The sequence below is a fragment of the Gordonia sp. UBA5067 genome, from assembly GCF_002414845.1.
In the GTDB taxonomy this organism is placed as follows: domain Bacteria; phylum Actinomycetota; class Actinomycetes; order Mycobacteriales; family Mycobacteriaceae; genus Gordonia; species Gordonia defluvii.
In genome coordinates this window covers 12,898-20,250 of record NZ_DIAX01000026.1, presented here as the reverse complement: position 1 = coordinate 20,250, position 7,353 = coordinate 12,898, and the positions used below count along the sequence as shown (strand labels likewise).

Genomic DNA, 7,353 nt, shown 5'->3' with positions numbered 1-7,353 from the left:
CGATGATCCGCAAGGGCGACATGAAGTCGCAGACCTGGATCACGGCGTACGAGGACAACAACGTGGACGTCGGCCTGGCCGCGGGGCTGGCCCACAAGGCCCAGATCGGCAAGGGCATGTGGGCGATGACCGAATTGATGGCCGACATGGTCGAGCAGAAGATCGCCCAGCCGAAGGCCGGCGCCACCACCGCGTGGGTACCGTCACCGACCGCGGCCACCCTGCACGCCATGCATTATCACGAGGTCGACGTGTTCCGGGTTCAGGACGAGATCGCCAAGCGCGCCCCGGCGTCGGTGGACGACATCCTGACTATTCCGCTCGCCCCGAGGGCCGACTGGTCCGACGAGGAGAAGCGCGAAGAACTCGACAACAACTGTCAGTCGATCCTTGGTTACGTGGTCCGCTGGATCGATCACGGCGTTGGCTGCTCGAAGGTGCCCGACATCCACGACGTCGCCCTCATGGAGGACCGCGCGACCTTGCGAATCTCCAGCCAACTACTGGCGAACTGGCTCCGCCACGGAATCGTGAGCGAGGACGACATCGTTGGTGCGCTGCAGCGGATGGCGCCGGTGGTCGACCGACAGAACGCCGACGACCCGTCGTACACCCCGATGGCGCCCGACTTCGACACCAACATCGCGTTCGGTGCAGCGAAAGCGTTGATCCTCGAAGGCGCCTCGCAGCCGAGCGGGTACACCGAGCCGATCCTGCACCGCCGCCGTCGTGACTTCAAAGCCGCCCATGGCGCGGAACAGTAGCCGGCACGGGTTCGGTGGCGGGGGGCATCCGCTCCTCGCCACCGTTCTGGTCGTGCTGCTGGTCGCCGGGTTGGGAGTGGCCTGGTTCCAGGCGCGCGACCGCGTCGGACGCCAAGCCGACCAGGCCGCCGGCACCTGCGTCGCGGGTCCCGCGACGGTTCCGATCATCACCAGCCCGGATCTCGCCGAGGTCCTCGGCGAGATCGCCAAGAAGTACAACGCCACGCGGCCGGTGGTGCGCGACCACTGCGTGACCGTACAGGTGCGACCCGGCGATTCGAAGGTCACCCTCGACGGCCTCCTCGGCACGTGGGAGTCCGAATCCATGGGTGCCCGGCCTGCGGCTTGGATCCCACAGTCCTCGGTGTGGGCCGCCGAACTCACCACGGCAAGACCCCGCGCCGTCGAGGGCGACCCCGACTCGTTAGTCACCTCCCCCGTCGTCCTCGCCATGCGTGCCGCCTTCGCCGAGAAGGCCGCGGGCAAACTTGGCTGGGGCCGGCTTCCGGAACTGGCCAAGCGGCCTGACGCGATGGCCGAGTTCGGTCTTCCCACGTGGGGGCCGCTACGGCTGGCGATGCCGCTCGGCCCCGCCTCGGACGCGACGGCGCTAGCGGGTCAGGCAATCGCCGCCGACATCATTCGCGCAACCGGTCCACTGACTGTCGCCGAAGCGAAGTCGCCGCCGGTCACCGGCGGTATTGGAGCGGTGCTGGCCGCGGCCCCGCCCGCTGCGGAAGGCACCGCGGCGGCAACCGTCGTCGCAATCAGCAAGGGGGATCCTCGTCGCGGCATCCACGCCGTCCCAATCACCGAGCAGCAACTGTTCCTGCTCGCGAGAACCAGGAAGATCGACGACGACCTCCGCGGGTTCTCCCCGTCCGGGCCGACCCCGGTCGCCGACTACCCGGTCCTGAGAATGTCCGGCAACAACATCACGGCCGCGCAATCGGACGGTGTCGCGCAGTTCATCGAATTCGCGAAGCAGCCGACGCAGATCGCCCTCCTGACCGCGCTCGGCTACCGGTCTGACCGTGCGCCCCTGCCGACCGGGGGCGTAATCGTGGGCTTCGCACCGATTCGCGATCGGATGCAGCGGCCTGAGCCAGCGGCGAGCGTCGCGCTCAGCCAACAGGTCCTGCGGTAGCGAACTCGCCGCCGGGCCACTGGACCGGTCAGTCGGCGAAGGCCGCAATCGGAGGACAGCTGCACACGAGGTTGCGATCGCCGAATGCCCCGTCGATACGGCGCACCGACGGCCAGACCTTGACGCGGGCGCCGTCGGACGGTAGTCCGTTCGGAAAGACGGCCTCCTCGCGCGAGTACGGGTGATCCCACTCGCCGACCAGGCACTCGGTCGTGTGCGGCGCACCGCGCAACGGATTGTCGTCGACCGACCACTGCCCCGACCCGACCTTGCCGATTTCAGCACGGATGGCGATCATCGCATCGCAGAAGGCGTCGATTTCCTCGAGGCTCTCACTCTCGGTCGGTTCGACCATCAAAGTGCCGGCAACCGGGAAGCTCATCGTCGGCGCGTGGAATCCATAGTCCGCCAGTCGCTTCGCCACGTCGTCCACGGTTACGCCGGTCTGCTTCGTCAGGTCGCGCAGATCCAAAATGCACTCGTGTGCGACCCAGCCGCCGTCGCCGGTGTAGAGGACCGGATAGTCGTCGCCGAGACGGCGGGCGATGTAGTTCGCCGATGCAATGGCGCTCAGCGTCGCCCGGCGCAGCCCGGCCGCTCCCATCATGAGGATGTAGGCATAGGTGATCGGCAGGATTGACGCCGATCCATAGGGCGCGGCCGAAACCGTCAGGTCACCGGTGGCACGGAGCATGGCGGAGTGAGCCGCCGAGAGCTCCGGTGCCAGCGGATGCCCGGGCAGGTAGGGCGCGAGATGCTCGCGCACACCGATCGGGCCGACACCGGGACCGCCACCGCCGTGCGGAATGCAAAAGGTCTTGTGCAGGTTTAAGTGGCTGACGTCGCCGCCGAACCGACCGGGCCGCGCGACACCCACGAGCGCGTTGAGATTTGCGCCGTCGATGTACACCTGGCCGCCGGCATCGTGCACCGCAGCGCAAATATCGCCGATTGCATCCTCAAAGACACCGTGCGTAGACGGGTAGGTGATCATCGTCGCAGCCAGATTCGCCCCATGCTCGGCGATCTTCGCCGCCAGGTCGACCGTATCGACGTCGCCGTTCTCCCGGCACGCGACAACGACCACCCGCATGCCCGCCATCACGGCCGACGCCGCATTTGTGCCGTGGGCGCTGGCCGGGATCAGGCAGATGTCGCGCAGGGCGTCACCGTTGTCGAGATGGTAGCGACGGATGGCCAGCAGGCCGGCATACTCGCCCTGCGAGCCGGCGTTGGGCTGCAGGCTGACCTGGTCGTAGCCGGTGATCGCTGCCAGCCACTCCGAGAGTTCGGCGATGAGTTCGCGGATTCCCGCGGTGTCCTCGGCTGGCGCGAACGGGTGCAGGTTCGCGAACTCCGGCCAGGTGATCGGCTCCATCTCGGTCGTGGCGTTCAGCTTCATCGTGCACGATCCGAGGGGAATCATGCTCCGGTCGAGCGCAATGTCCTTGTCTGACAGCGAGCGCAAGTATCGCAGCATCGCCGTCTCCGTGTGATAGCGATGGAAAGCAGGGTGGGTCAAGTACTCCGACGTGCGGCTTTCGATGTTCGTGGCCGGTACCGCGCCGGTCCGCTCCCCCGTTGCGCCGACCTCCTCAAACGCACCGAGGACGCCGTTCACATCAGCCGCTGTCGTAGTCTCGTCGCAGGCGACGGCAACATGATCGTCATCGACCAGGCGGAGATGGATCCCGCGCTCGCGGGCGGCGGCGACGACTTCACTGGCCTGTCCGGGAACCTGTGCGAGCACGGTATCGAAGAACCGATCATGCACCACCAGCGCACCGAGACCCGCGGCCACCTGGACGGCGCGCTGATGGGTGCGCCGGGCAATGGCGCGCAGCCCGGCCGGCCCGTGATAGCCGGCATACATGGCGGCAATGATCGCAAGCAGCACCTGGGCCGTACAGATATTGCTGGTCGCCTTCTCCCGACGGATGTGCTGCTCGCGGGTCTGGAGCGACAATCGGTATGCGGTGTTATCGTCGGCATCCTTCGACACACCGACGAGTCGCCCGGGCAGCTGGCGGGTTAGGGGCGCAGTCACCGTCAGGTAGCCGGCGTGGGGACCGCCAAAACCCATCGGAACACCAAACCGCTGGGTGGTGCCGAAGCACACATCGGCCCCCTGGTCGCCCGGCGGGGTGACCAGGGTCGCTGCGAGGAGGTCCACGCCGACCGCGACCATCGCGTCGCGCTCATGGGCCGCGGCGACGATGGGCCCGGCATCGACCAGTCGGCCTGAGGCGCCGGGCACTTGTGTGATGACCCCGTAGAAGTCACCGGGCGGGAGGCCGGCCCCGTCGGCGGTGAAGTCCAGCGCCACGACGACGACGTCGATGCCGAGCGGCTCGGCCCGCGTCTCGATGACGGCACGGGTCTGCGGGAACACCTCGGCATCGACGATGAGTCGCCGAGACTTGTTCTTGGTGGCCCGCAGCATCAGCGTCATGGCCTCGGCGGCAGCGGTCGCCTCGTCGAGCATCGAGGCGTTCGCCACCATCATTCCGGTGAGATCGGCGACCATAGTCTGAAAGTTCAGCAGCGCCTCGAGCCGCCCCTGGCTGATCTCGGGCTGGTAGGGCGTGTACGCGGTGTACCAGGCGGGGTTCTCCACGATGTTCCGGCGGATGACCGCCGGTGTGTGCGTGTCGTAGTAACCCAGCCCGATCATGGACCGACGGACCGTGTTGCGGTCGGCCAACTCGCGCAATCGAACCGTGGCCTGTTCCTCGGTCAATGGCTCGGGAAGAACGGCCAACCCGGTTGCGATCTCACCGTCGACGGGATCGGCAATGCTGGCCGGCACCGCACGCTGCGCCAACTCGTCGAGCGAGGTCGCACCGATGACTGCGAGGATCTTTTCGAGGTCTGCGGCGTTCGGGCCGATATGGCGATCGGCGAACAACGGGGCCGCAATTACATGCGCGGACGCCGGGCGGGTGGGATCTGTGTGGGAGGACATCTGTAGCGACTCTCTTGCGCGTTGCCGGTGCCCTCTCCCTCTGTCATGGCGCCTGAGAGTGTGAACCGTCGCGCCGGTGCGACGCGAATTCTTCCCCGTGGCAGACGGGTGCGACCCGTCTCATTCCAGAGACGCCGTCAGCCCAGCGGTCCGGGTGCCTGAGAGATTGACGGAGAGGTATTGCTCCTTCGGCGGTCACCACGGGGGTGACGCTCTCCCACCGGGTAGCGACGCGCGTGTCAGTCTACCCGGTATCTAGCCGGTTTTGCGGGTGCGTCGCCGCGCCGCCAATTCGTCTTCGGGCGCGGCCTCGGACTCGCCGCCGTCGGCCCGCTCCCCGGGGAAGTCGGCGATGGTGCCGGTGAGTTCGCGCATCGCGCCGGAGACCGCGATGCCGAAGACACCCTGGCCGCCCTGCAGCAGATCGATGACTTCTTCGGCAGATGTGCATTCGTAGACGGTCGTGCCGTCGGAGAAGAGAGTGACGCGGGCCAGATCTTCAACACCGCGCTTGCGCAGGTGGTCGACGGCGACGCGGATGTTCTGCAGGGAGATTCCCGTATCGAGGAGTCGTTTGACGATCTTGAGGACCAGGATGTCCTTGAAGGAGTACAGCCGCTGGCTGCCTGAGCCGGCAGCGCCTCGGATCGAGGGGACCACGAGCGAGGTTCGCGCCCAGTAGTCGAGCTGTCGATAGGTGATGCCGGCGATCTGGCAGGCACTGGGTACGCGGTATCCGACTAGCTCGTCGGGAACGACGTTTCCGGGGAACAAACCCGGCGCCACCTCGGCCAGCGATCCCTGCGCGCCCGTCCGATCCGAATCGCCGGGGTTCATGTCGTCGCCCACTGCTGTCTCCCTCGCCATCGCTGGTCATCAGAATACGCCGGTATTCGCCCGACCATCTCTAGATAACGGTAGGCAACCGGGGCGCCCTCGGGCAATACGACTCGCGGAGAGTTAACCCTAAAGTTGAGGTAGAGACCGAACCGTGACCTTGGCCACCACTGCTACTGCTCGCCCAGGTTGAAGTCGTCAGGAGAAACTTGGTCCAAGAACTCCTTGAAGCGCTCTAGCTCGTCTTCCTTCAGACCCGAGCCGTCAACCTCGTCCTCGTCCGGTATCACCAGGCCTGCCTCGACGAGTAGCTCCTCGGCGGCGTGGATCGGAGCACCGGCTCGCAGGGCCACGGCGACGGCATCGGACGGTCGAGCCGAAACAACGATCGAATCACCGAACACCATCTCCGCATAGAAAGTGCCCTCGCGCATATCCACGATTCGAACCTGCTCCAGATGCTGGCCGAAAGCCTCGACCAAATCGACGATCAGGTCGTGGGTGAGGGGCCGAGGAGGCTCGATCCCCTTTTGGTGCAGGGCGATCGATGCAGCCTCGTTCTGCCCGATCCAGATGGCGAGATAGCGCTCGCCGCCGACCTCCCGCAACAGCAGCACCGGCTGAGCCGCGGGTGCCTCGACCCGGATCCCGACGACCTCCATCTGACCCATACCGCCAACCTACCCTTTCGACAGGTCAGTCGAGAATGTCTCGCACCGCTGCCTTCACCAGCTGGGTGTGCAGCGTGACCGAGAGCGCCGCGATCTCCCGCACGAGCTCATCGGCGCGGTCCCGCGCGCCGGTCCCCTTGCCTTTGGCGATCGGACTGGCAATCTGTCCGACGAGGCCCGCCTCGCGGTCGGCGGAGACCTTGAACGCACGCAGATGCCGCGTCTGCAGCCCATAGTTGGCGAGCGCGGCCGCCGCCTCGACGAGTCGGACAGCATCCTCGTCGAAGAATCCGCCCGCCCCGGCGCTCAGCAGGCCGTTGCGCATCAACTCGGTGATGAACCCGGTGTCGGCACCGGTTCGCTCGATGAGTTCCTCGCGCGCGATCCGGCCGCCGCGCACACCGAAATCGGTCGCCGGCGCGACCGTCCCCCGTGCCGACGACAACATCGTCACCCGGGAGTGTTCCTCCTGATCCATCGCGTCGAGTTGCTCACGAATCACCTTGAGCGGCAGGTAGCGGTCGCGCTGGGCCGTTAGGACAAAGCGCAGGCGCTGGTAGTCGGACTCGTTGAACCGCCGGTACCCCGACGGTGCCCGCTCGGGCGTGATGAGACCCTCCGATTCGAGGAATCGAATCTTCGAGATCGTGACATCCGGAAAATCGTCACGCAGGCGGGCGAGGACCGAGCCGATCGACATCATCGACTCGCCGCGCTCCTGAGGCGCGGGTGACAACGTCACGACGCAGCGGAACCGTCACGCGGGCCGGAGAGGAACACGAGACGGAACTTGCCGATCTGCACCTCATCACCGTTGCTCAACGTCGCCATATCGACCGGCTCGCGGTTGACGTAGGTGCCGTTGAGGCTACCGACGTCGACGACCTGGAAGTCTCCCTCGCCGAGGCGGAACTCGGCATGGCGCCGGCTCACGGTCACATCGTCGAGGAAGATGTCACTGTCGGGGTG

General features: G+C 66.5%; 5 protein-coding genes, 2 pseudogenes and 1 riboswitch. Of the genes and pseudogenes, 2 read left to right on the top strand and 5 right to left on the bottom strand.

Annotated features, from left to right (window positions below):
* Window positions 1–764, top strand: a pseudogene (locus B4M62_RS03705) (malate synthase G); the annotation flags it as partial.
* Window positions 748–1,911: a hypothetical protein gene (locus B4M62_RS03700; RefSeq protein WP_290705336.1), complete on the top strand. Its 1,164-nt coding sequence runs from the start codon at window positions 748–750 to the stop codon at window positions 1,909–1,911. The pseudogene B4M62_RS03705 and the gene B4M62_RS03700, both read left to right, overlap by 17 nt.
* A 28-nt stretch (window positions 1,912–1,939) precedes the next feature.
* Here B4M62_RS03700 and gcvP read toward each other — a convergent pair whose 3' ends face one another.
* The 5 genes and pseudogenes from gcvP to garA form a co-directional block, all read right to left on the bottom strand.
* Window positions 1,940–4,876: an aminomethyl-transferring glycine dehydrogenase gene (gene gcvP / locus B4M62_RS03695; RefSeq protein ID WP_290705333.1), complete on the bottom strand. Its 2,937-nt coding sequence runs from the start codon at window positions 4,874–4,876 to the stop codon at window positions 1,940–1,942.
* Between the two features lie 136 nt (window positions 4,877–5,012).
* A riboswitch (glycine riboswitch) is annotated at window positions 5,013–5,106 on the bottom strand.
* 25 nt (window positions 5,107–5,131) lie between these two features.
* Window positions 5,132–5,743 (bottom strand): MerR family transcriptional regulator, encoded by a 612-nt coding sequence (locus B4M62_RS03690; RefSeq protein ID WP_414651770.1) that lies wholly within the window; start codon window positions 5,741–5,743, stop codon window positions 5,132–5,134.
* A 143-nt stretch (window positions 5,744–5,886) separates the two neighbouring features.
* The gene (locus tag B4M62_RS03685) at window positions 5,887–6,384 is read right to left on the bottom strand and encodes a bifunctional nuclease family protein (protein ID WP_290705330.1); all 498 of its coding nucleotides are present in this window, start codon (window positions 6,382–6,384) and stop codon (window positions 5,887–5,889) included.
* A gap of 25 nt (window positions 6,385–6,409) precedes the next feature.
* Window positions 6,410–7,084: a MerR family transcriptional regulator gene (locus tag B4M62_RS03680; RefSeq protein WP_290705342.1), complete on the bottom strand. Its 675-nt coding sequence runs from the start codon at window positions 7,082–7,084 to the stop codon at window positions 6,410–6,412.
* A gap of 38 nt (window positions 7,085–7,122) precedes the next feature.
* Window positions 7,123–7,353, bottom strand: a pseudogene (gene garA, locus B4M62_RS03675) (glycogen accumulation regulator GarA); the annotation flags it as partial.